The organism is Streptomyces taklimakanensis, from assembly GCF_009709575.1.
GTDB lineage: Bacteria > Actinomycetota > Actinomycetes > Streptomycetales > Streptomycetaceae > Streptomyces > Streptomyces taklimakanensis.
Genome location: NZ_WIXO01000001.1, coordinates 4,605,910 through 4,626,685, shown reverse-complemented (window position 1 = coordinate 4,626,685; position 20,776 = coordinate 4,605,910). Strand labels below are relative to the sequence as shown.

At 74.2% G+C, this 20,776-nt stretch carries 20 protein-coding genes; 7 read left to right on the top strand and 13 right to left on the bottom strand.

The features are described 5' to 3' along the window. Nucleotides 1–148 precede the first annotated feature (148 nt). Nucleotides 149–703 carry a peptidoglycan DD-metalloendopeptidase family protein gene (locus F0L17_RS20450; protein ID WP_162466490.1) on the top strand — a complete coding sequence of 185 codons (555 nt, stop codon included), beginning with the start codon at nucleotides 149–151 and terminating at the stop codon, nucleotides 701–703. Between the two features lie 290 nt (nucleotides 704–993). On the opposite strand, the gene F0L17_RS20445 is transcribed toward F0L17_RS20450, so the two are convergent. After that, nucleotides 994–2,016, bottom strand: coding sequence for a hemolysin family protein (locus F0L17_RS20445; protein ID WP_155072190.1), 1,023 nt, complete (start codon nucleotides 2,014–2,016; stop codon nucleotides 994–996). After that, nucleotides 2,013–3,350 carry a CNNM domain-containing protein gene (locus F0L17_RS20440; RefSeq protein ID WP_162466489.1) on the bottom strand — a complete coding sequence of 446 codons (1,338 nt, stop codon included), beginning with the start codon at nucleotides 3,348–3,350 and terminating at the stop codon, nucleotides 2,013–2,015. The genes F0L17_RS20445 and F0L17_RS20440 overlap by 4 nt, the downstream gene beginning before the upstream one ends. Nucleotides 3,351–3,800: 450 nt before the next feature. Here F0L17_RS20440 and F0L17_RS20435 point away from each other — a divergent pair, with 450 nt between their 5' ends. Together F0L17_RS20435 and F0L17_RS20430 are read left to right on the top strand one after the other, a co-directional pair. Further along, complete coding sequence (locus F0L17_RS20435) at nucleotides 3,801–4,022, top strand: hypothetical protein (RefSeq protein WP_155072189.1); 222 nt, start codon at nucleotides 3,801–3,803, stop codon at nucleotides 4,020–4,022. Nucleotides 4,023–4,088: 66 nt separating this feature from the next. Further along, nucleotides 4,089–5,114 (top strand): sporulation protein, encoded by a 1,026-nt coding sequence (locus F0L17_RS20430; RefSeq protein WP_155072188.1) that lies wholly within the window; start codon nucleotides 4,089–4,091, stop codon nucleotides 5,112–5,114. Nucleotides 5,115–5,199: 85 nt separating this feature from the next. On the opposite strand, the gene F0L17_RS20425 is transcribed toward F0L17_RS20430, so the two are convergent. Together F0L17_RS20425 and F0L17_RS20420 are read right to left on the bottom strand one after the other, a co-directional pair. After that, on the bottom strand, nucleotides 5,200–6,141 hold the full coding sequence (locus F0L17_RS20425; protein WP_155073927.1) for a M56 family metallopeptidase: 942 nt from the start codon (nucleotides 6,139–6,141) through the stop codon (nucleotides 5,200–5,202). Between the two features lie 5 nt (nucleotides 6,142–6,146). Then, on the bottom strand, nucleotides 6,147–6,533 hold the full coding sequence (locus F0L17_RS20420) for a BlaI/MecI/CopY family transcriptional regulator (RefSeq protein WP_162466488.1): 387 nt from the start codon (nucleotides 6,531–6,533) through the stop codon (nucleotides 6,147–6,149). Nucleotides 6,534–6,678: 145 nt separating this feature from the next. On the opposite strand from F0L17_RS20420, the gene F0L17_RS20415 reads away from it, so the two are divergent. After that, nucleotides 6,679–6,927 (top strand): twin-arginine translocase TatA/TatE family subunit, encoded by a 249-nt coding sequence (locus F0L17_RS20415; RefSeq protein WP_155072186.1) that lies wholly within the window; start codon nucleotides 6,679–6,681, stop codon nucleotides 6,925–6,927. Nucleotides 6,928–7,000: 73 nt separating this feature from the next. Here F0L17_RS20415 and F0L17_RS20410 read toward each other — a convergent pair whose 3' ends face one another. Next, nucleotides 7,001–7,393 (bottom strand): DUF2267 domain-containing protein, encoded by a 393-nt coding sequence (locus tag F0L17_RS20410; RefSeq protein WP_155072185.1) that lies wholly within the window; start codon nucleotides 7,391–7,393, stop codon nucleotides 7,001–7,003. Nucleotides 7,394–7,533: 140 nt separating this feature from the next. Between F0L17_RS20410 and F0L17_RS20405 the strand changes: the two genes are divergently transcribed. Continuing rightward, a complete protein-coding gene (locus tag F0L17_RS20405) occupies nucleotides 7,534–8,370 on the top strand; it encodes an inositol monophosphatase family protein (protein WP_155072184.1) in 837 nt (278 codons plus the stop codon). A 46-nt stretch (nucleotides 8,371–8,416) separates the two neighbouring features. Here F0L17_RS20405 and F0L17_RS27100 read toward each other — a convergent pair whose 3' ends face one another. The 6 genes from F0L17_RS27100 to F0L17_RS20375 all read right to left on the bottom strand — a co-directional run bounded on the left by F0L17_RS27100 (nucleotide 8,417) and on the right by F0L17_RS20375 (nucleotide 16,792). Continuing rightward, nucleotides 8,417–9,127, bottom strand: coding sequence for a hypothetical protein (locus F0L17_RS27100; RefSeq protein ID WP_202917899.1), 711 nt, complete (start codon nucleotides 9,125–9,127; stop codon nucleotides 8,417–8,419). A 515-nt stretch (nucleotides 9,128–9,642) separates the two neighbouring features. After that, nucleotides 9,643–11,571: a helix-turn-helix domain-containing protein gene (locus F0L17_RS20395; protein WP_155072183.1), complete on the bottom strand. Its 1,929-nt coding sequence runs from the start codon at nucleotides 11,569–11,571 to the stop codon at nucleotides 9,643–9,645. A gap of 146 nt (nucleotides 11,572–11,717) precedes the next feature. Further along, nucleotides 11,718–12,263, bottom strand: a complete 546-nt coding sequence (locus F0L17_RS20390) for an adenylyl-sulfate kinase (RefSeq protein ID WP_162466487.1) — start codon at nucleotides 12,261–12,263, stop codon at nucleotides 11,718–11,720. A 68-nt stretch (nucleotides 12,264–12,331) separates the two neighbouring features. Then, nucleotides 12,332–14,506: a SpoIIE family protein phosphatase gene (locus F0L17_RS20385; RefSeq protein WP_155072182.1), complete on the bottom strand. Its 2,175-nt coding sequence runs from the start codon at nucleotides 14,504–14,506 to the stop codon at nucleotides 12,332–12,334. Between the two features lie 751 nt (nucleotides 14,507–15,257). Beyond that, the gene (locus tag F0L17_RS20380) at nucleotides 15,258–15,629 is read right to left on the bottom strand and encodes a beta/gamma crystallin domain-containing protein (protein ID WP_155072181.1); all 372 of its coding nucleotides are present in this window, start codon (nucleotides 15,627–15,629) and stop codon (nucleotides 15,258–15,260) included. A 425-nt stretch (nucleotides 15,630–16,054) separates the two neighbouring features. Then, on the bottom strand, nucleotides 16,055–16,792 hold the full coding sequence (locus F0L17_RS20375) for a hypothetical protein (protein WP_155072180.1): 738 nt from the start codon (nucleotides 16,790–16,792) through the stop codon (nucleotides 16,055–16,057). 389 nt (nucleotides 16,793–17,181) lie between these two features. On the opposite strand from F0L17_RS20375, the gene F0L17_RS20370 reads away from it, so the two are divergent. Beyond that, the gene (locus F0L17_RS20370; RefSeq protein ID WP_155072179.1) at nucleotides 17,182–17,943 is read left to right on the top strand and encodes a 4'-phosphopantetheinyl transferase family protein; all 762 of its coding nucleotides are present in this window, start codon (nucleotides 17,182–17,184) and stop codon (nucleotides 17,941–17,943) included. A gap of 98 nt (nucleotides 17,944–18,041) precedes the next feature. Here F0L17_RS20370 and F0L17_RS20365 read toward each other — a convergent pair whose 3' ends face one another. Continuing rightward, nucleotides 18,042–19,385 carry a tryptophan 7-halogenase gene (locus F0L17_RS20365; protein WP_162466486.1) on the bottom strand — a complete coding sequence of 448 codons (1,344 nt, stop codon included), beginning with the start codon at nucleotides 19,383–19,385 and terminating at the stop codon, nucleotides 18,042–18,044. Nucleotides 19,386–19,456: 71 nt separating this feature from the next. Then, nucleotides 19,457–19,729, bottom strand: a complete 273-nt coding sequence (locus F0L17_RS20360; RefSeq protein WP_162466485.1) for an acyl carrier protein — start codon at nucleotides 19,727–19,729, stop codon at nucleotides 19,457–19,459. Between the two features lie 285 nt (nucleotides 19,730–20,014). Between F0L17_RS20360 and F0L17_RS20355 the strand changes: the two genes are divergently transcribed. Beyond that, nucleotides 20,015–20,695 carry a TetR/AcrR family transcriptional regulator gene (locus tag F0L17_RS20355; RefSeq protein WP_338018154.1) on the top strand — a complete coding sequence of 227 codons (681 nt, stop codon included), beginning with the start codon at nucleotides 20,015–20,017 and terminating at the stop codon, nucleotides 20,693–20,695. The last annotated feature ends 81 nt before the right edge of the window (nucleotides 20,696–20,776 follow it).

The window sequence follows — 20,776 nt, the reverse complement described above, 5'->3', positions numbered from 1 at the left end:
TTCCGGAACGTAAAAATCCGAATCCAGGGTTGTGCGACAGCCTGCAAGGGCCAATCATTGCACCGGGCCTGACCACGGCTCAGGTTCTCCGTCGTCGTCGAGGACGTCGGACATCGCCCCGGACGGGCTTCCAGAACGGAGATAAAAGGTGAACGGAGCAAAAACGTTCCTGCGCAGAATCGCCGCGACGGCGAGCGCGACATTGGCGATCGCGGGCATCACCCTGGCGGGCGCCACTCCCGCCTCGGCCGCGAACTACTACTACGAGCTTCCCTACCCGTCCGGTGAGGCCTACCAGGTCACCCAGGGGCCGGAGGGGACGTACTCGCACTACGGTCCGTACAACGAGTACGCCTGGGACTTCGGGCTCCCCGCGAACTACGAGGTCTCCGCCGCGCAGGGCGGCACGATCCTCGTCTCCGACTGGTCGCCGTACGCGGGGAACGGCATCGAGGTGATCATCCGGCACTCGAACGGCCAGTGCACCCACTACGCGCACCTGAACCGGGCGATCTACAACACCGGTGACTGGGTGCCGCAGGGCCGGATCATCGGCTGGTCGGGCAGCACGGGGAACTCCACCGCGCCGCACCTGCACTTCCAGGTGATCGACTGCAACACCCGGGTGGGCATCCCCGCCACGCTCCAGGGCTGGACGCCGCCCACCGGCTCCTGGCCGGTGAGCGTGAACACCCGCGCCTGACCGTCCGCCACGCCCTGGTGAGGGCCGTACCCGCCCTCCCGCGGCGGCGCGGGGAAGCGGACCGTCACCTGGCACCGTCCACGTCCGGGACTCGAAGAACCCCACCGGGCCGGACCGGCCGCCTCGCCCGAGGCACGACCGGCTCCCCGGCCCCGCTTCCGACCGGTCCGGCCGTCCCCGCCCACCACGTTCGCGACGGAGCCCCGCCATGCGGCGGGGCTCCGTCGTGCGTCCGCCGGGGCGGAACGCGGGTGGGCGGGGAGGGGGCCGGCCCCTGCCCGCCCACCGGGTCAGGCGGCGGCCGGGGTCGGACCCACCAGTTTGTCCAGGACGTCCTCCATGGTGACGAAGCCCAGCAGCGTGCCCCGCCCGTCGGTGACGGCGGCCAGGTGGGTACCTGCGGCGCGCATGGTGGTCAGGACGTCGTCCAGCGGGGTGCCCTCCCCTATCTGGACGACGGTGCGCAGGGCCTCGGGCGGGAACGGCCGGTCGCGGTGGAGGACACCGATGGCGTCCTTGACGTGCAGGTATCCCAGCACGGTGCCGCCGGGGCCGGTCACCGGCAGGCGGGAGAAACCGGCCGTGGTGGCGGTGCGCTCCAGCTCGTCGGGGGTGACGGTGTGGTCGACGGTGTGCATGTCGGCCAGGGGCACCAGCACCTCGCGCACCGGGCGGTGGCCCAGCTCCAGGGCCTCGCGCAGCCGCTGGTGGCCGCCTGGCTCGATCAGTCCGGCACGGCTGGCCTCCTCCGCCATGCGGGCCAGCTCCGCGTCGGTGAAGATCGAGGCGACCTCGTCCTTGGGCTCCACCCTCAACAGGCGCAGCAGGACGTTGGCGAAGGCGTTGATGCCGAAGACCATCGGGCGCAGGGCCCGGGTGAGGGCGACCAGCGGCGGACCCAGCAGCAGGGCGCTGGGCACGGGGGCGGCCAGCGCGATGTTCTTGGGCACCATCTCGCCGACCAGCATGTGGAGGTAGGTCGCCAGGGCCAGGGCGATGACGAACGCGATCGGGTGGATCAGCGCTCCCGGGACGCCGACGGCCGCGAAGGGCGGCTCCAGCAGGTGGGCGATCGCCGGCTCGGCCACGGCTCCCAGGACCAGGGAGGAGACGGTGATGCCCAATTGGGCGGTGGCCATCATCGCCGAGAGGTGCTCCAGGCCCCACAGCACCGTGCGGGCGCGCTTGGAGCCCTTCTCGGCGTGGGGTTCGACCTGGCTGCGGCGGACCGAGATCAGCGCGAACTCGGCACCGACGAAGAAGGCGTTGGTCAGCAGCGTCAACAGGCCGATCCCCAGTTGCAGGGCGGTCATCGCAGGGCCTCCTCACGGACCTCGCGGGTGGCCGGGGCCGGGGCGGTGAGCCGTATCCGGTCGGCGCGGTGGTGGTCGACGTCCAGGACGCACAGCTCCCAGCCGTCGACCTCGACGGTGTCGCCGGGGGCGGGGATGCGCTCCAGACGGGTGGCCAGCAGCCCGGCGAGGGTCTCGTAGGGGCCGTCGGGGGCGGTCAGTCCGATGGCGACCAGCTCGTCCAGGCGGGCGCCGCCGTCGGCCTCCCAGCGGGCGCGGCCGTCGTCGGCGCCCAGGGGGCGCAGACCGGGCTCCTCGTGGGGGTCGTGTTCGTCGCGGACCTCGCCGACGACCTCCTCGACGATGTCCTCGACGGTGGCGACGCCGGCGGTGCCGCCGTACTCGTCGATGACGACCGCGAGGGTGCGCCGGCTGCGCATCTGCTCCAGGAGGCGGTCGACGGGCAGGGTCTCGGGCACCAGCAGCGGCTCGGCGAGCAGCTCGGTGACCGCGGTGGCGGGGCGTCGGGCGGCCGGGAGGGCGAGGACGTCACGGATGTGGACGGTGCCGATCACCTCGTCGAGGGTGTCGCGGTAGACGGGGAAGATCGACAGGCCGGTGGCCAGGGTGAGGTTCTCGGCGTCGGCCGCGGTGGCGTGGGCCTCCAGCGCCTTGACGTCCACCCGGGGGGTCATGACGTTCTCGGCGCTGAGCTCGCTGAGGTGGAGGGTGCGGACGAACAGTTCGGCGGCGTCGGCCTCGATGGCGCCCTCCTTGGCGGAGCGGCGGGCCAGGGCGGCCAGTTCGTCGGGGGTGCGGACGGACTCCAGTTCCTCGGCGGGCTCCAGTCCGAAGCGGCGCACCAGGTGGTTGGCGGTGTCGTTGAGGTGGCGGATGAGGGGGCCGAAGACGGTGGTGAAGCCGCGCTGGGGGCCGGCGACGACGCGCGCGACCGCCAGGGGGTTGGAGATGGCCCAGTTCTTGGGGACCAGTTCGCCGATCACCATCAGCACCACGGTGGAGAGCGTGACGCCGAGCACGGTCGCGGTGGTGGGAACGGCGCCGCCGGGCAGTCCCGCGGCGGTGAGGGGGCCGCGCAGCAGCACGGCCAGGGAGGGTTCGGCGAGCATGCCGATGACCAGGGAGGTCACCGTGATGCCCAGCTGCGCGCCGGAGAGCTGGAAGGTCAGCCGTCTGACCGCCTTCAGCGCGCTCGCCGCGCCGCGCTCTCCCTCGCGCGCCGCCCGCTCCAGTTCGCCCCTCTCGACGGTGGTCAGGGAGAACTCGGCCGCGACGAAGACGGCGCAGCCCAGGACCAGCGCGAGAGCCACCAGCAGAAGCAGGACTTCGGTCACCGTGCCACCTCCGTCCCCAAACTCGTCGCGGGGCGGCCGCGGGTGGCACGGCTGGTACTGGGAGGTTCACCCATGGGGGGTTCCGAGCTCCTTCTCGTCGGGCCGGCCGGGTATCTCCTACCTCGTGGGAACCGGCTCATTTCAGGTCAGTGTAAAGGTGCGGCAAAACACTCTTGAAGGGCGAACGCCACAACCGAGCGCATCGGTTCCCGGCGGGCGGGAGCGGGCGGGGCCGTTCGGGGCGCGATTTTCGGACGTTCTCCGGCCCGCGGGCTCCGGGCGCCGGCGCGGCGCGGCCGGGCACCCGTAAACTTCTACACGCATGTAGAAGATGCGAGAGGGCACGGAGGCACGGCCGCGGCTCCAGCGTGCACCGGGCACGCGCCGCCGCGCGGCCCGTTCGTCTCCTGTTGGCCCACACCTCGCTTCCGCGACCCCGAAAGGACATTCATGGCCACGGTCGACCTGGAGAAAGTGCTGGACAAGGCGTGGGCGGACAAGGACCTGCCGGAGATCCTGCAAGCCCCGGTGTCGGCGCTGAAGGGCGTCTCCGACCGCGACGGCGACCTGCTGCGGGAGGCCTTCGGGGTACGGACGGTGGCCGATCTGGCCGACCTGAAGTACGTGCGCTGGGCACAGGCCCTGGCAGCGCTGGCCCCGGCGGCGAAGTAGCGCGGCGCGGCACCCCGTACACAGCCGCGTGCGCGCGGCGGAACCACAGTGAGGAGTGAACGCCCGATGGTGTTCAAACGGCTACTCGGCTCGCTCGGCGTGGGCGGCCCCACGGTGGACACGGTCCTGGAGGAGGGAGCCGTCCTGCCCGGCGGCACCCTGTCCGGACGGGTCCACCTCAGGGGCGGCAGCGCCGACTTCGACATCGAGCACATCGGCCTGGAACTGGTCGCCCGCGTCGAGGCCGAGACCGACGGCGGCGAGCACGAGGGCACGGTCGCCTTCGGCCGCTTCACCGTCGGCGGCGGTTTCCGGCTGGCCGAGGGAGCGGAACACAACGTTCCGTTCACCGTGACACTGCCGTGGGAGACCCCGGTCACCGAACTGCACGGGCAGCCCCTGGGCGTCGCCCTCGGGGTGCGCACCGAACTGGCGGTGGCCGGGGCGAAGGACAAGGGCGACCTGGATCCGCTGGCGGTGCGCGCCCTGCCGGCGCAGGAGGCGATCCTGGAGGCGTTCGGGCAGCTCGGCTTCGGGTTCAAGTCCGCCGACCTGGAGTACGGCCACATCCGCGGCACCGGGCAGCAGCTCCCCTTCTACCAGGAGATCGAACTCACCCCCTCCCCGCGCTACGCGCACGCGGTGAACGAGATCGAGGTGACCTTCCTGGCGAACCCGGCCGGGGTGGAGGTGGTGCTGGAGGCCGACAAGCGCGGCGGTTCCTTCCCCGGCTTCTCCGGCGGCCACGACGCCCTCACCCGCTTCACGGTCGGCCACCAGGACGTCCGGGACTGGAACGCCGAGGTGGACGACTGGGTGCGACGGCTCGTGGAGGGCCGCGTCGCGCACGGCGCTCCGTACGGCCCCGGGCACGACGGCCTCCACGGGCACGACGGGATCCACGGCCACCACGGCCACCACGGCCACGACGGCCACGACGGCCACCGCTCCGGCCCCGGGATGGGCACCGCCATCGCCGCCGGGGCGGCCGGGCTCGCGGTCGGCGTCGCGGGCGGCATGGTCGCGGCCGAGGTCGTCGACGAAGTGGGCGACTTCTTCGAGGGCGAGGACGACGGAGGCGACGAGGGCTGAGCCGGACGGCCCGTCCCTCCTCCTCCCGTCCCTTCCTCCCCCCCCTCCCACGGGCGCGCCCGGGCCACGGGCGCGCCCGTTCCCGTCACAGCGGGGTGGTCGCCCTCAGCACCAAGAACAGCGTGACCGCCGAGTTCGCCGACGACAGCGCCGAGACCGCGGCTCCGGCCACGGCCGTCCACACCGCCAGCCCGGCGGCCGTGAACACCGGGGGCCAGGCCCGCACGGCGGGGGCCGGCCCGAGGAGAGCCGCCACCCGGCGCGGCACCGGCCCCGGCTCGGCGAACCCCGCCAGTGTCGACGTGGGCGCGCCACGGGAGACCAGTGCCGCCTTGCCGATGGCGCGGGCCACCGTCCGTCGGCTGCCCACCGCACGGGCCGCGGCCTCGTCCGCCCATCGCTCCACGGTGTAGACCACGGCCGTGCGCAGCGGCCGCAGGAACGGGTTGGCCCGCGCCGCCAGGTGCACCGCCAGCAGGTACCGGTGGTGCCGGGCCGCCAGGTGGGCCCGCTCGTGGGCGAACAGCGCGCGGCGCTCGGGTCCGTCGAGACCGGAGAGCAGCGCCGTGGAGACCACCACGCGGCCCCCTCGCCCCCACCGGCCGGGCAGCGCGTAGGCGTAGGGCGCGGGGTCGGGCAGCACCGCCACGGAGGCGGCCCCCGACAGCCCGTCCAGCGCCCGCCCGGCACGGCGCCGCGTCCGGTGGTGCCGCCACAGGGTCCTCCCGACCGCCACCAGCACGGCCGCCAGGGCCGGGATGGACGCCGTCCCCGCGACCTCGTCGTAGGGGAGCGCCTCGCGCACCTCCGGATCCGACCAGCCGTCCGGCAGCGGATTGCCCGGCAGTTGCGCGGTGCCCACCACGACCAGCAGCCCCAGGCAGAGCGAGCTGCACACCGCGAGCACCCCGGCCGTGGCCGCCAGCATGAGGGTGGCGACGCGCGGGTGAAGGCGCCGTTCGGCCAGGTGCGCGATGGGCCAGGCGGTCAGCGGCAGGACGAGCGGCAGGAAGACGAAGACCCCCATGGACATCAGCCCTCCGGTTCCTCCGCCTGCCGGAGGAGTTCCCGCAGCACCTGTTCGTCGTCCGGGGAGAGCTCGGCGACGAAGCCGGCCAGCACCGCCTCCCGGTCGCTCTCCCCGTCCAGCACCCTGCGCATCCGCAGGGCGGCCAGCCGGGCCTCGTCGGCCGCCGCCGTCCACACGAACGACCGCCCCTCCTTCTCCCGCGTCACCACGCCCTTGGCCAACAGCCGCGTCAGGACGGTGATCACGGTGGTGTACGCCAGGGGGCCGCCGAGCCGCTCCCGCACCCACTCCGTGTCCACCGGCCCCGGTGCCTCGCGCAGCACCGACAGCACCTGTGTCTCCAACTCACCCTGGCCGCGCCGTCGAGGACGCTCCTGCCGGCCTCTCACCCCGTCTCCCTCCAGCCACCCGCCCCGCGGCCCACCGCGGGGCGGTCCATGCTAGCCGGCGTCCCCGGGACCCCTTCCCCCACCTTCTACATTCCTGTAGATTTTCCGTGCCACCCGCCGTCCGTCCCCGGGAGAGAGCAGCCCGATGCTCGGGATCAGCGAACTCGCCGTCCTCCTCGTCGTCGTCATCGTCGTGCTGGGCGCCAAGAGGCTCCCCGAACTGGCCCGCTCGGCGGGCAAGGCGGCCCGCATCCTCAAGAGCGAGGCCAGGGCCATGAGGTCGGACGGCACCCCCGACGCGGACGGCGGTGCCCCCCGGATCGTCCGCGCCGCCCCCGGCGACGTCGTCGAGACCCGGTCCTCCCCCGGCCCGGACGGCGACGCCCGGAGGTGATCCCCGCTCCCGTCCCGGGCGCCGGCGGCGCCCGGGACGGGAGCGGGGTGCCCACCGCGCCGACCGCCTCCGGTCATCCGCTCGGCTCCGGCTTGCCGAACAGGTCGGCGTACCCCGACGGCAACTGGTCGAGGACCTGGTCGAGCTCGCCGCCGGAGACCGTCTCGGCCAAGGTGGCCAGCACGGCACTGGCGTCCCACTCCGCCGTCCTGGGACGAGCACCGGTCCGCTCGCCCACCCTGCGGCAGAACTCCTCCACTCCGAACGTCCCGGGCTGATCCACCCGGTTCTCCTGGAGGACGTCCCTCAACCGGCCCGGCACCTGCTCGGCCAGGTCCTCGACCTCGTCGGGCGTGAGCCGGGTCGCGAGCACCGACAGCACCGCGTCGGCGACCTCCCGGGCTTCCTGCCGGTCGCCGTACTCCCCGAGGTCACGGACCCGGGCGAGGAACTCGTCGTACCTCATCGGTGACCTTCCTTCCCAGCGGCGGGTGTCGTTCGGGCGGGTCTTCGGGTCCCCCCGTTTCCGCGCCGCGAACCGTCCGCGTTCCGGCCGGGGGCGAGCCGGAAGGTGAGAAGGCGCCCCTTCGCGGAAAGGCGTGGGGGATGCGCACTGGAGGATCCGTCGTGGAGCCGGGCCGCGAGCCGTTCGCCGTCGCCGGGAAGGCCGTGGACGCCGGGGTCGAGTGGTTGGCCCGAGCCGGTCGGGAGTGGTCGGAGCGGAGGTTCAAGGAATCGGGCGAGGAGGTCACCGACGCCGACGGGGAGGTCGAGCGGCGGGTGACGCGGGTGTTGCGGCAGCACTTCCCCGACATCCCGGTCGTCGGCGAGGAGTCCGACGGGGCGGCCGGCGACGGCGGGCCGCTCCCGTCGCGCTGTTGGCTGCTGGACCCGATCGACGGCACGATGAACTTCACCCGGGGCGCTCCGCTGTACGCCGTGTCGTTGGCGTTGGTGGAGGACGGGCGGCCGTCGCTGGGGGTGCTCCACGCCCCGGCCCTGGACCGCCGTTGGAACGCGGCGCCCGCCGGCCCCGGGGGGTCGAAGCCGCCCGTCGAACCCCCCGGCGGTGCGCGGGCGTTGTCCCGCGCGGTGATCGGCGTCACCGGGGCGGGCTCCAGCACGTCGCGCTCGGGCCGCTACCTGGACCGACTGCTGGACGGGGCGTATCGGGTCAGGATGCACGGCTGCATGAGCATGGACCTGGTGGGGGTGGCCGAGGGCTGGCTGGACGGCTGCGTGTGCCTGACGCCCAAGCCGTGGGACGTGGCCGCCGGTGTCGCGCTGCTGCGCCGGCGCGGACGGGCCGTGCTGGGCGCGGGGGGCCGGGAGTTCGCCTTCGACTCCCCTCTGCTGGCGGCCGGCCCGGCGCCCCTGGCCCGGGAGCTGGCCGCGCTGTGGGACTCCACGGCGGCCGGCCGCGGCGCGGGGCGGCCTTCCTGACACCCGGTCGGAAGGCCGCCGCGCGGGACTCCCGGGCCCGCCCCGGTCATCGGAGGTGGGAGGGTGCACCCGTCGTCCGGCGCGGGGCGAGCGTGCCGGCGCGGGGTTCCGACGACCAGGGCGGGGGCTGGTGGGGCCACCGCACGTAGGTGAGCGGGGGCCGTGCGGGACGCGGGGCCGTCACGCCGACGGGCCAGGCCCGCAGCGTGTACGTCCCCGTGTGGTCGGCGACGGTGAGGCGGAACGGGAGCCCCTCGGCGAGTCGGGTGGAGGCGGTCTCCTGTCGTTCCTCGTCCGCGCACCACCTCCGCAGCTCCGTGGGCACGTCGGCCGGCCGGCGCGGCAGGGGGACGAGCGTGCCGTCGGTGACCCAGTGGGTCGCCGACGGGTCCGGATCGAGCCCGTCGGCGACGCGGCGGGCCTGCTCCCCCAGCCAGCGCAGCACGAGGCGGCGGCTGGGCGCCTCGTGGCTGCCGAGCAGCACGGTGACGGTCGTGCCGTTCACCGGTCCCTGCGCGGTGACGTCGGCCCGGTACGCGCGGGTCGTCGTGTCCTGCGACCCGGTGGCGCCTCCCCGCCCCGCGAGGAGGACGCCACCGGGTCGGGGAGGCGCCGGATCGGGCCCGGCCGGCCGCGCGCCCGTCCCCGGGACGTGCCGGGCGCGCGGGGCGAGCGGCTCGTGGAGGAGGTGACCGGCCCGACCGGCGTGGAGGACCGGGCGATCGGTGCGGGCGGTGCTGTCGGGGTGGTTCGTCACGCCTCCACGGTGACGCCCATCACCGAGAGTGGCAAGTGGTAACGCAGAGCACACGAGGTTGTTGTGTGCATCGCGGGTGGTGACGCGCGCGTCGTGCGCCCCGTCGCCCGGGGCGGCGCCGGTACGGCCGCCCCGAAAGGCCCGGCCGACCCGGCGGGAGGGCGGCCCCGGAAGAGGCCCGTGGGCGGCGCGTTCCCCCGCGACCCGCCGCCCACGGGGACGGCCGCCGGGCGCCGGGGACCGTCGTCCCCCGTCGGTCCTCCGGCGCGGCGGCCGCTCCACGGCGGCGCTCCGTTCCCGTGGCACGATCCCCCGTCCCCACGGTGCGCCGCCGTCGTGTGCGCGTGCCGCGGTGATGGCGGCACGCTCCCCGTCCATCCGGTCGGAACCGGATGTCCAGAAGGGTAGGCCGCCGAGCGCGGGGGCGTGTTGTGCATGTGCGGCGCCGCGTTGTGCAGGTGATGCGCGAGGTCCCGCCCGCCCCGCTCCAAAGCGCCCCGGGTCCCTCCCCCGGGTCACTCCGGGCGCGGGCCGTCGAGGACCGGGTCGTGGACGATCCGTGACGGAAGCCGCCCGGTGAGGACGAGGGCCCACAGCAGGTCGTGACAGCCGCTGCCGGGTTGGGTGAGGGCGCGGCCCACCAGCGCCCCCGCCCTCTCCAACCGCTGCGACAGGCTGTTGCGGTGCATGCCCAGCGCGACGGCGGCCCGTCCGACCGCCCCGTCGTGCGCGACCCACTGCGCGAGCAGGGCGCGGGTGTCGGTGTCGAGCGGTTCGAGGAAGCGCTCCGCCTCCTGCCGGGCCCCGTCGCTTCCCGCCAGGAGGGCGACGAGCCCCGAAGCCCCGCCGTCGGGGCCGGCAGAGCCGCCCGGGAGGGGCCGGTCGCCGAGTTGGAAGGCGAGGTCGAGTACGGCGCGATCGACCAGTCGGCCGCGGCTGAGGCCGGCCCGCCGCATGACGAGGGCCAGTCTCTTCCCGGCGGTGGTGCGGTCCACCCCCACCAGGCGGGCGGTGGGCGCCGCGCCGTAGGAGAGGGCCAGCCGGGCGGTGTGCACGAGTTGGTCGCGCTGCTCGCGCGGGAGACCGTCCAGGGGGCTCAGCAGCGTCTCGGCCCACCGGCGGGCGGGAGCGGGGAGGAAGGCCACCAGCGGGCTGCCGCCGACCTCGACGGCTATGCGCTCCGGGGTGCGCCGTGCCGTGGCCAGGGCTCGGATCGCGGAGTCGTAACAGCGGGCGGTGCGGTACCACGGTCCCGGGCGGCCGATCCCGGCCGCCATGCCGGGCGCGCGCACGACCGGCGCCAGCAGTTCGGCGGCCTCGGTCGCGTCGGCCCCGCTCCCGAAACCGCCCGCGAGGCCGCCTCCGGGACCCTGCCCGGCGCCGTCCTCGGGCCGGTGCGGGAGGACCACGACGACATGCCGGTCCACCGCCGGGCAGAGCACGACCAGCGCCCGTCGGCGCACCGCCTCCTCGCACGCGCGCACGACCGCGGGACGGTCCTCGGGGGACGCGCACTCCACCACGGCCACCTGTCCGGCGTCCGCGGTCAGCACCCCGGGCACCAGCGGCTCGGCCGCCCGCACCGCCGCGGTCACTCCCCCGACCATGAGGTACTGGAGGATCGACACCCGCAACGCCATCTCGCTCCGCCACAACCGCCCTTCGACCGCGCGCCGCTCCATCGGGTGCCGCAGCAGGCCGAGTTGGCCGGCGGTGAGGGCCGGAAGATCACGCAGCCCGCGGGGCCAGGGCCCGGACCGCGCCGCGGCGAGCACCGGGTGCGGGGGCGCGGAGCCCACTGCGTGCAGCAGGACGTGTCGCCCCTCGGCGGACAGGGCGGCGGCGTGGGTGTGTCCGGCGTGGATCCGGGCGAGCAGCCGTCGATGCCCGTCCAGCACCGCCCACCCCGTCGTGGAGCCGGGAACGATCAGCCGGACCTCGGCGTCGCACTCGTCCTCCAGGTGCCGCAGGAGCCTGCCGGGGTCCTCTTCGTGGCGGTCCAGCCGGGCCGTGAGGCGCAGCAGCCGGTCACGCCGGCCGACGGCCTCGCGCAGCGCCCCGGCCAACCGGTGCAGGACGCGCGCCCGCACCTCGGCCGCCCCGCCCGGGGAGACGGGCTCCAGCAACGGTGGTCCGACGGAGCGGGCCGCCGCCACCACCCGTTCCCGCTCCGGACCGGGGGCGGCGGCCGGGCCGGTGAGGACGACGGCGGCCACGCCGCGCTCGGCCAGCTCCCGCAGCGCGGGCGCGGGGTCGTCGGGGGGCGGGACGTCCTCGGGCACGACGGCCAGCGCGTCGCGTGCCCGCGTCACACCGTCGGGGAGTCGCCAGTTCCCGTCGCACGCCTCCACCCGCTCGATCCCTCGCCCCGGATCCGGACGGGCGCCGCCCGGCACGTCCACGTGGCGCAGTATCGGGCTCTCTCCGGCGGTCAGGTCACGCATGGCCAACATCGTGTCGCTCCCCCGCACAGGACCGTCTTCGCCCGTCGATCCTCACCCATGACCGGAAAGGTGACCAAACGTCCGGCGGGCTCGGCCGGTTCCGTGCGGTTCCGCTCCTTCTGCGGGGAGCGGGGGCCGACGGGGCGTCAGCCCCAGCCGACGGCCCGGAGCACGGCGGTGGCGATGTCGGCGGCGGAACCGTCGGTGGCGTCGACGGTGTGGTCCGCGACGTGGGCCCGGTCGAGGATCCGGTCCAGCTCGCCCGCCCTGTCCAGGTGCCACCGCAGCGCGTCGGGAGCGTGGTCGTTCTCGTGCCGGCGGACGAGGCGCCGCCGCACCGTGGGCAGGTGGACCCGCAGCCGGCACACCGTCAGTCCGGTGCCGACGGCCTCGCGGTACCGCTCGCGATCGCCGCGGCTCTCGGCCACTCCCGCGAGGACGAGCCGGACCGCCCCGGCGGCGATGTGGTTGCCCGCCACGCAGCGCAGGTTCCGCAGCAGCAGTTCGACGTTGAAGGGGTCCCCCTCCGGAGCGGGCCGGGACCGGCACAGCGCGTCGAGGTCCACGACCGCGGTGGGGGTCCCGGCGTCGGCGAGCAGGTCGCCGACGACGTGGGCCACCGTGGTCTTGCCGGCGCCCACGGTGCCGGTGATCAGCAGGCTCTCGGGGGTCGGGCGGGGCGCGGGGCTCACACCCGCGGATCCTACGGCCTCCCGGCGGGGCCCGCCCCGCGCCCTCACGCCGCGCGGTGGCCGTGGGATCAGCGGGCCGTGAGGACCAGGGCGGCGCGGTCGTCCTCGGCGGGGACGCCGCCGCCCGAGAACCGGTCGACGGCGGCGACCACCTGTTCCAGCAACTCCCGTGCCCCCGGGCCGTCCTCGCGCCCGGCACCGGCCAGGGCCCGGGCCAGGCGCTCCTCGCCGAAGAGGTCCCCGTCCGCCGAACGCGCCTCGGTGATGCCGTCGGTGACCAGGAACACGCTCTCCCCGGGAGCCAGTGTGAAGCGCGCCGGACGACAGGCCGGGTCGGGGACGACACCGAGCAGCATCCCCCCGCCGCCGACCTCCTCGACCCTCCGGCCGGCCCGCCGCACCAGGGGCGGGACGTGGCCGGCCCGAACCAGCTCGACGGTCGGCCCGTCCGGCCCACGGGTGACCTGCCCGTAGACGAGGGTGACGAAGGCGCTGCCGTGCCGCACTCCCTCCAGCAGGGCGGTGTTGACCTCCTCGACGACCCGGCCGGGCGCGTCGACCAGCCGGGCCACCGCGCGGGCGGTGTGGCGGACCAGGCCGGTGACCGTCGCGGCCGGGGCGCCGCGCCCGCACACGTCACCGATCATGAACGCCCAGCGGTCGTCGGCCGGCCGGAAGACGTCGTAGAAGTCGCCGCCGACCTCCAGTCCCTCGCCCGCGGGGCGGTGGAAGGCGGCCACCTCGGCACCGGGGATCGCGGGCGCCTCGGGCGGCAGCAGACCGGCCTGGAGGTCCCGGGCCAGCTCGACCCGTTCGGTGTACTGCTGCGCGTTGTGGGCGATGACCGCCGCGCGGCGGGCGAGTTCCTCGGCCAGGGCGACGGTGCGGCTTCGGAGCGGACGCTCCTCGGTGAACAGCAGGGTCAGCGTCCCGAACGCCCTGTCGCGCCAGATCAGGGGCACGCACAGGTAGCCGGTGGTGCCCCGCCCCCACCCGCCGGCCGTCTCCGCCGGCACCCGGCGGGCGAGTTCGGTGGTGCCCGAGGCCATCACCCGGTCGACGACCTCCCGTTCCGGGGGATCCCACCCCTCCTCGGCCCGGGGACGCGGGTGGGCACCGTCGCGGGCCGTGGCGACCCGGCGCAGCCGCCCGCCCACGAGCACGTCCACGGCGCTCGCCGGCGCCAGGGCCGGGACGCTCAGCTCGGCCAGTCGGTGGAGGCTCTCGTGGAGGTCCAGGTCGCGGCCGATGCGCGTGCCGGCGTCGAGCAGGAAGGTCAGGTCCTGCCGGGCGGCCCGTTCCCTGGCCTCGGCCCGCTCGCGCGCCCGCCTGGCACGGTGGCGCTCGACGGCCAGGGCGGCGGTGCGGGCGAAGGCGGTGACCAGGGCCAGATCGGCCTCGCGCGGCACCAGCGGAACCCGGTGGTACAGGGCGAAGGTGCCCAGCAGCCGTCCGCCCGTCCCCGTGATCGGAGTGGACCAACAGGCCGCCAGGCCGGCCCGCCGCGCCGGCTCCCGGAAGTCCGCCCAGTAGGGATGCGTGGCGATGTCGTCGACGACGAAGGTCTCGCGACGGTGGGCGGCGGTGCCGCAGGAGCCCACGCCCTCGCCGGTGGCGATGCCGTCGACGGCCTCGTTGTAGAACTCCGGCAGGCTCGGCGCGGCGCCGTGGCGCAGGTGCGTCCCGTCGTCGTCGGCGAGGAGCACCGAGACCAGCGTCCCGGGGGCGAGGGCCTCGATCGCGGCGGCCATGCCGTGCAGGACCTCCTCCAGAGGCGCGTCCCCGGCGACCCGCTCCAGCAGGGCGCGTTGCTCGGCGGCCAGTTGCCGGGCCTGCCGGACGGCGGTGGTCTCCACGCCCAGGACGGTGACGCCCTCGACGTCCCCGCCCGGTCCGCGGCGCGGCTCGTAGCTGAAGTCGTAGTACGCCTCGATCGTCCTGCCGGGCGGGCCCAGGAGCACCCGGGCGTCCCGGGCGGAGTGGGGGCGGCCGGTGCGGTAGACCTCGTCCAGCAGGTCCACGATGCCCTGTCCGAGGAGTTCGGGGGCCAGCGCGGCGAGGGGTACGCCGTGCCGCTCGCCCCGGCCCAGGGCCCGGAAGAAGGCGGGGTTGGCCGTCGCCACGGCGTGGCGCGGCCCGGTCAGCTCCGCGAAGACGGCCGACGGCGCGTCCCGCGGGTCGGGCGCGCCGGTTCCGAGGGCCTGGGCGACCGGTACGGACGTCTGTTCCACCTGCCCGTTCATCGGTGCTCCCCACCTCTTCGTGGAACCGCCGCCCGCGCGGCGGGGTGCCCACCGGTCGGGCCCGCACCGCCGCGGCATGCCCGTTATGCCCGGTGACATTCCGATCCTGGAGGAGAGGGGGCGGGAAGTCCAGCCCGAGCCGAGCACCGGCGCACAACAGGCGCGCGCCCGGTGCTCCGGGCGGCGCACTCCCGGCCGTCTTCGGAGCGGCACCTCAGAAATGGCTCAGATCACTGGCTCGGAGCCGGCCAACGGCGAGACGATCCCTCCAGACGGTTCCGACCGGGCTCTCCGGGGTGTCGTACCACGGCCGGGACCGGACCGCCGGCGCGGTGGCCGGCACGGGGGTACGGCCACCGCGCTCCGGCCCCGCCGGAGACGTCCGCCCGCCCTCGCCGAGTACGGCCTGGACGGCTTGGACGGTTCGGTCGAGGCGGCGGGGTGAGCGTCCCGTTCCCGCGCGGGTGGGCCAGGGCGAGCGGCGCCCGCTCGGGGCATCCGGGCCCGTGCCGGCGCGTGCGCCGGTGCGTCGGGCGGAGTCACCGCGCCGACGGCGAGGGGCCCCTCCCCGTCACCACCCCGCCGACCGGTCCGTCCCACCCCCGCGGCCCGGGACGAAGGGGGCTCGCCCGTCCGGCACGATCCGCTCGACCGAATTCACCGTGCGCGCTCGACGACCGATCACGCCGTGGGAAATTCATCAGAAAAAAAGGGGGGCGCCCCGAAAGGCGCCCCCGGCCGTTCCTCGATCTCAGTGGATCCTGATCGATATGATCTGGTGGATGTGGCCCGGGTTCCACGAGCTCCACTTCTGAAGGGTGATGGTCTCGAGCCTCGGGTCGCTCAGGTTCCGCTGGAACTGGAGGGTCACGACATTGTTTCCGGACTCGACCCAGTTCACGCCGTAGATGGCGACGGGCATCGTTCCGGCATTGGCGAAGCAGAGCGTGTCGCGACCGCTGTTGTTGTGGATTTCGAGGTAGCCGTTCTCGTTGCAGTCCGTACGGTTGATCAGCGTCCCGTTGGCGGACGCCGTGGCGGCCGTGGCGGGTACGGCCGTGGCGGCCAGTGCGGCTGCGGCGACTGCCGCGACACCGAGGGAACGACGCACGGAAAGCTTCATCTTCTTCCTCTCACGGGTGGGACCGACGCCTCCACCGTCGCACACGCATTTGCCCTCCGGGAAGCGATTACCAGCCAGATCGAATTTCCCGCGGGCGCCCGTACGGGCGGGGTGGGCGATATCACGTCCAACTCGGCCGGATTCGGTGTCACCGGCGCGGAAGGGCAAGGGAAGGATCCGGCCCGCAAAGGAAGGAAATTCCCCACGGAAAGGCGGCCCCAGAGGGTCTTTGGGTGTCACCCGGGTGACCAGGGGAGAAACAGGGGATGGAAAACACCGACAAAGTTCACCCGAAGGTCGCGGAGAAAAGGCTCCCGCGTGTTCGCGGGAGCCTGGGCGGGCCGCTCGCGGACGTCGAGACCGGGTCCGTGGGAAGGGGTGGGGGACCACGGCGTGCCGGGACTCGTGTTCGCCGGCGGCGGCCGTCACGCGCGGCGGTAGACGATGGGCTGGGCGGCGATGTCGTTGGCCTCGAAGGTGGCCAGGACGAAGCGACGGAAGCTGGGACGCAGGGCGAGGTCGGGGAGGAAGGAGCGGAAGTTCGGCCAGCTCGCGTGGTTGATCAGACCGTAGTCGGTGGGCTCGCCGTCCAGGGGCCGCATGAGGACGGAGTCGGGCAGGTCGGTCTTCTCCTGGAACCAGCCGGCGGTGTACTCCCACGACGCCATGAGGTCATCCTCGTCGTCGGCGTAGAAGTAGTTGAGCAGGAACAGCCGGTCGGGCCGGTGGTCGACGTCGTCGATGCGGGCGGCGTTGCGGGCGGCGACGTGGTGGACGCGGCGGGCTCCGGCGCCCAGCATGGTGAGGACCTCCTCGTACGCCGCCTCCTTCCGGAGGGTGTCGGCGGACTCGGGATCGACGGTGCGGATCAGGAGGGCGACGTCGTAGCGGGCGGGGTGGACGCCGCGCCGGCGGAGCAGCCTGCGTCCTTCGCCCGGGGGGCGCAGGACGGCGCGGAAGACGGTCGCCTCCTCGACCTCGTCACGGGCGGCGAGCCGGCCGGCCGCGGTGGTGAGCCGGGCGAGCAGGGCCCGTCGGGTGCGGTCGGGCGGGAGGAAGGGGCCGTACCAGTTTCCGACCTCGGCGGCCAGCAGGAGGTAGCCGCTGCTGTTGGGGGTGGTCAGGCGGGCCTTGACGGCGAGGTGGTCGTTGACGGGCTTCATGTTCGGCAAACCCTTTCGCGGTCCGGCGGGTCACGGTCGTTCGTGCCGGAGACCCGCCGTCCGGGTGGCGCCGGCCACCGGCACTGCTCCACGGGCCCCGTGCCGGCTTCCGGAAGGGGCAGGGGCACCCACCGGCCGTGTACCCGGGAAGGAGGGGAACGTGCGGCACGGCCCGGCGACGGCGGCCGGGGCGCGGCGGTTCCACCCGGACGGCGGTGCGCCGAACGGTCCTCCGCCCGTGCGCGACGGGGGCCGGGGCCGGCGGGGCGAGGAAGGGCGGACCCCCGCGCCCCGGCCGGTTTCGAGGCCGCCTCCACCGCCGTCCGCCATCGTGCTCGCGTCCGCGCCGGAGGGTCCGGCCGGAGAGCCGTGGGGAAGGCGGGCCGTCGATGACCGTGGGGGCGGGTGTCGGTGCGCCGGTTCGGGTGGGCGGGCCGCGGGACTCCTGGGACGCCGTGCTCGCCCGGCTCGCCGGTGAGGGGGTGGCCCTGGTCCACGCCCGCACCGGTGCCTGGGCGCCGGACGAGCGGGACCAGCGGGGGCTGCGCCGCCTGCTGGGCGGGGAGTGGGAGCGGTACCGAAGCCTGGCCCCTCCGATGGTGCGACGGGACTTCGCGGCCTCCCGCCTCTTCCTGAAGACCGCGGTGGGCCGGGTGGCGGGGGTGGCTCCGGAGCGGGTCGAGATCGTGCGCCGGCCCGGCGGCCGTCCCCGCGTCCGCGGCTGCGGCGGGATCGACGTCAACCTCAGTCACACCGCGCCGGGGGTGATGGTGGTGGGACTCACCGGGGCCGGTCGCGTCGGCGTGGACGTCGAGCGCGCCGACCGTCCGGTCGCCGGCACCGGCCTGGCCCGGGAGGTGTGCACGCCGTACGAGTTGGACCGGCTGGCGGCGATGCCGGTCGACCGGCGCGACGCCGCCCTGGTCCGGTGGTGGGTGCTGAAGGAGGCCTACACCAAGGCCATCGGGTTGGGGTTGGCCTTCCCCTTCGACCGGTGCGGCTTCGGCACGGACTCACCGCCCCGGCTCCTGCGGCCCGACGGGAGTCCGGCGGCCTCGCCGGGGTGGGAGTTCGGGGTGCATCCGGTCGGGGGGACCCACGTGGCGGGAGTGGCGCTGTGCCGCTCCGTCCCGGGGCGCGGCGGTGATTGATCGCCGGGCGGCGGGAGCCGCCCGGCCTCGGGAACGGCGGTGGCCGAAGGCGCGGGTCGCGCCTTCGGCCACCGCCGTTCCGGTCCCCTGGTGCGGGGTCAGAAGCCGGGCGCCGCGGAGGGTGCCTTGAGGTCGCCCAGGAACGGGTGCCACAGGTGCTGGGGGTCCTCCTCCACCGCCTTGACGATCTCCCGCATGGCGGCCAGGGCCTTGGGCTCCTCGTCGTCGTAGACGTCGCCCTGCAGGAGCTTGAGCACGTCCAGGCGGTACCGGTCGTCCTGGACGAACGCGGTGAACAGGATGTTCAGCCGGTAGTAGATGGAGATGAACTCGTACCAGTTGCCCACGCCGCGACGCAGTTTCTCCTCGTAGCGGGCGAAGCGCGCCTTGCCGAAGTCGCCGGCCCGCGCCGCGTCGACGATGTCCTGGCAGGCGATCCGGGCGCTGTTGAGCGCCACGCTGACACCACTGGAGAAGATCGGGTCGACGAAGCGTGCGGCGTCGCCGATGAGGACGAACCCGTCGCCGGTCACCCGGCGCATGCCGTAGCTGTAGTCGCCCTCGGTCTTGAGTGGTTTGACCTGTTCGGAGTTCTTCAGGGCGTCGAGGAGTTCGGGGCGGCTGGCGACGGTCTCCCAGAAGAACTTCTCCCGGTCGCCCCCGAACGACTTGAACCGGCTCTTCTGGCTGACCACGCCGACCGAGGTGATGGTGTCGGTGATCGGGATCTGCCACACCCAGGTGTCGGCCACCGGCAGGAAGTGGATGAAGATGTAGTCGGCCTGGGCCTTGTCGACGGCCAGGGCCTTGCGGTCGAAGCCGTCGAACCAGGTGTGCACGGCGTACTGGTTGAACACCGGGTCCGGGACCTTGATCTTCATCTGGCTGCCCAGGTGGGTCTGCCGGCCGCTGGCGTCCACCACCATCCGGACCGGCACGTCCACCGAGCGACCGCCGATCCGGGCCTCGATGACCGGGTGCTCGCCGTCGAAGTCCACGGTGCCGACCCGGACCCCCTGGAAGACCTTGGCCCCCAGGCTCTCCGCGTGCTTGAGCAGGATCTGGTCGAAGCGGGACCGATCCACGTGGAAGGTGTAGTCGCGGTCCACGCCGCCCTGGCCGCGCTCGTTGAACAGGACCTCCGCCGCCCGGAAGTCGTGTTCCAGACCGCGGAACCCGTTGTGGTCGATGTCCCGCTCCTCGGCGGAGGTCCACGCGGCCCCGTACTTCTTGGGGAAGCCCGCCTGCTCGACCTTCTCCATGGCGCCGATCTCCAGCAGGACCGGGGTGGTGGCCGGCACCAGGGACTCGCCCACGTGGTCGCGCGGGAAGTTGGCAGCCTCGAAGACGGCGACCGACAGCCCCGCCTTGGCGAGGTAGGAGGCGGCCGTCGATCCCGCAGGGCCTCCGCCGATGATGCCGATGTCGAACTCTGCGTCCACGACGCACTCCGTTTCTGGTTGGTGGTTGCCGCTGTGGCCGGCGCGTGTCCGGCCGCGGGCTGTGGTCGCGGTCAGGCGGGTTGCGGGGACAGTTCGCGCACCATGTCGGTGATGGCCCTGAGGTCCCGGAAGTGCTTGCCCGTGATGTAGGCCGGGGGGACGGTCACCTTCAGTTCGGTCCTGATGTAGTTGAGCAGCAGGGAGGTGTTCATCGAGGTGAGCACCCCCCATTCCAGCAGGGGTGTGTCCGGTTCCAGGTCGGTCACCCCGCTGTCCCCCAGGAACTGCTCCCGGATGTAGCCGCTGAGCTTGCCGTAGATGGCGTCGTGATCGAGTGCTGTCACTGAGTCTCCCGTTGCGTGGCCGGACTTCGCGTGCCGAGTCCGTGCTCCGGCGGTCGCGTCGAGGATGTGAGCGGCCGGTGGAATCCCGCTTGGTTCTCGCTCAGGGGCCGACCTCCCGAGGGGAGCCGGAGGGGAACAGCCGGGGCTGGTCACGCGTTGAGTTGTTCGGCAGAGAAATTTGAGACCACGATGAATTCCTGCCGGAGCCGCTCACGCAACGGCGCAGGTCGTCCGAGGCGTCCGCGTAGAGTGAGCCCGGCACGGCTGGATGTGGAGGTGAGCACTGTGGCGACTGCCGAGGGAACGGACCCCGCCGAGGGGACGGCCGAGGAGGCGGCCGAGGGGGTGCCGTGGACGCGCAAGCGGACCGGCCGCCGCCCCGGCACCACGCTGAGCCGGGTCGCGATCCTGCAGGCGGCGCAGTCGAGGTTCGCGGCGCACGGCTACGCGGGGGCGTCGATCCGCGCCATCGCCCAGGACGCGGGGGTGGACGCCGCCCTGGTCCACCACTTCTTCGTCTCCAAGGAGAAGCTCTTCGCCGCCTCCATACACGACGCGTTGAACCCGGAGAGCGTGGTGGAGGCCGTACTGGCCGGCGGCTCCCGGGTGGGCGGCACCGGGCAGCGCCTGATGCGGGCCTTCATCGAGCTGTGGGAAGGGGAGCGCACCTCACGGCAGATGCGCGGCATCCTGCGCTCCGCGGTCTCCCACGAGGCGGCGGCACGGATGATGCGGGAGTTCCTCACCCAGGAGGTGTTGATGCCCATCGCCGCGGCGACCGGGAGGACACAGCCGGAGGTACGGGCCTCCCTGGCCGCCTCCCAGCTCATCGGTCTGGCGATGGCCCGCTACGTCCTGGGGGTCCAGCCCCTCGCCTCCCTGAGCCACGACGAGTTGGTGGCCTACGTCGGCCCGACCTTCCAGCGGTACCTGACGGGCACCCTGCCCAGTCCGGCGCAGGGCTGACGGGCAGGACCGACGGACGGGATTGACGGACGGGAACGACGGCCGCGCGGGGGCGGCTCCCGCGCGGCCGTCGGCGACGCG